Annotated in this window: 2 protein-coding genes; both read left to right on the forward strand. The window is 66.7% G+C overall.

Annotation, left to right across the window (positions count from 1 at the left end):
- Positions 1 to 1113, forward strand: a 1113-nt coding sequence (locus tag ACOJSN_RS00475; RefSeq protein WP_420110543.1) for a sulfatase-like hydrolase/transferase, incomplete at its 5' end; no start/stop codon positions are given.
- A gap of 236 nt (positions 1114 to 1349) precedes the next feature.
- Positions 1350 to 2324, forward strand: a 975-nt coding sequence (locus ACOJSN_RS00480) for a hypothetical protein (RefSeq protein WP_420110544.1), incomplete at its 3' end; no start/stop codon positions are given.

Genomic DNA, 2324 nt, shown 5'->3' on the forward strand with positions numbered 1-2324 from the left:
GCGCATGCCGGTGTCGAGTCGATCCTGGGCGGCAGCCGGCGCACGCCCGGCCTCCCGCCGCAGCCGACCCTCGCCTCGCAGCTGCGGGATCGCGGCTATCGCACCGGTCTGTTCGGCAAGTGGCACCTCGGCGCCGACGCCGCGTTCGCCCCGAGCCACTACGGATTCGACGAGACCTTCGGCTTCCGGGCGGGCTGCGTGGACTACTACTCCCACATCTTCTACTGGGGCGGGCACGACCCCGTCCACGACCTGTGGGACGGCGAGGAGGAGGTGTGGCGCAACGGCGAGTACCTCACCACCGTGATCGGGGAGCGGGCGAGCGAGTTCATCACCCGTCACGCCGGTGCGGAGCCGTTCTTCTGCTACGTCCCGTTCAACGCCCCGCACTACCCGATGCACGCACCCGCCGAGCACATGGAGCGCGTCGCCCACCTCCCGCCCGGCCGACGAGAGACCGCCGCGATGATCGCGGCGCTCGACGACGCGGTCGGGGAGATCCTCGGTGCGCTCGACCGGTCAGGGGCACGCGAGGACACGATCGTGCTGTTCTCCTCCGACAACGGCCCCTCCCGCGAGAGCCGCAACTGGCTGGGCGGTGAGGAGATCTCCTACGAGGGCGGCAGCGCCGGCGGGCTGCGCGGCGCGAAGGGCCGCGTGTTCGAGGGCGGGATCCGCGTGCCGGGGATCGTCTCCTGGCCCACGCAGCTGCCCGCCGGGGCGGAGACGGGCCAGGTGGGGCTCATGATGGACCTGCTGCCCACCCTCCTGCACGCGGCCGACGGGGCGGCCCCCGAGCTCGCTGACGTCGACGGGATCTCCCTCCTGGACGTGCTGCGCGACCCCGCAGCGGAGGCACCCGAGAGGACCGTGGCCTGGGCCTACGACGGACAAGTCGCCGTGCGCCGCGGCCGGTTCAAGCTCGTCGAGAATGCACGCGAGGGGATGGACCCGCCGGCCGTGGTGGCGCAGGCGCTGTACGACCTCGACGCGGATCCCGGGGAGCAGGTCGACGTTTCTGTGCCGGAGGCAGAGGTGTTCCGGGTGCTCACAGCGCATCTCGCGAGGTACCGACAGGCACTCGAGGAGCGGGGACGAGCTGCGACGTCGTAGGGCGAGATAGTGACTGTCCCTCGTGCCCTCGGTTCTATGCCGTCGGGAACGACCATGCTGTGTGAATGTCTCCCGACCCCACCTCCTGTTTCCACAAGGTCGAAGAGTGGTCGTCAGAGGTCACCCCGACATGCAACAGTCCAGAGTGCTCCTACGATGCGGAGCTCTGGTCACTGTGCCAAGAGGATCTCGTGCGTTGCATGGAGCTCCGCTGCTTGTGACGGATGGGGGAGATGATGATCGGTAACGTGCTGGGAGCCGTCGGGGTCACGGCCGTCGCAGCTGCTGTGGTCGGCAGGCAATGGAGGATCGCGATCTCCGAACAGTCGCTCACGCCGTGGCGGAGAGAGGCGTTGTATGGGGCATTCCAAGCCGTTCTCGCGGTCATCCTGTCCGTCGCGATACCAAGCTTTCCAGGTGGCTCACTGTTCGGAGCGGTCGTTTCGTTGGCCTTCTTCGTCGGACTCGTGACAGCGATCTGTGCGTGGCAGGTCGATGGCTTCGTCAAACGCCAGGGTGTCCTGACTCTTCGAAGAGCCCTGCCACGGGCGGTAGGGCGCTGGATCGATTTTGCACGTTCCACGGTCGTCGAGCTGTGGCGGAACCTCACGTCCAACAATTGGTCCGAAGTGAGACCTGAGGAGTTCACGACCAAGAGGTTTGAAGGGCTTCGTGGCTTCATCGGCCTCTACGTGGTCTTGTTTCTCTTGGCTCTCGCCGTGGGGACTCTCGGGCTCACCGCGTCTGTGCTCATGAGTTCCGATCCGGCCTCCGAGTCCGTCTCGGCTGCGGCTTCCCTCAACGTTGTGCTGATCGCCGCTCATGCAGTTCTGGCGGTGTTGATGCTGGTGGCGTTACTCGCGCTGGGCCGGTTGACGAACGTCATCAAGGTGCCGCTGTCCCCGGCTTGGGCGCTCCGAGGAGGGGCGGAAGCGGTGGGGTGGGGGACAGCGGCTGGAGCGCTCTTCGGCGCGCTGATCCCGTTGCTGCTGACTTTCGAGCCTCTAGCGATCATCTTCGGGGCCGGGCCGGAAGGTGACGTGATCTATGAACCGAGCATCATCGTCGAGCTCTCCGCGATCGGGGCTGTCGGAGGGCTACTCGTCGGGGCTGCGATGATGCAATCCCTGCTCTTGCCGAGTGCAGAGAATCTGCTCGTTCGTCGCGTGATCGGACCCGTGCTCTACATTCCGATCATCCTGGTCACCTCG

Source organism: Pseudactinotalea sp., assembly GCF_048594945.1.
Taxonomy (GTDB): Bacteria; Actinomycetota; Actinomycetes; order Actinomycetales; family Beutenbergiaceae; genus Pseudactinotalea.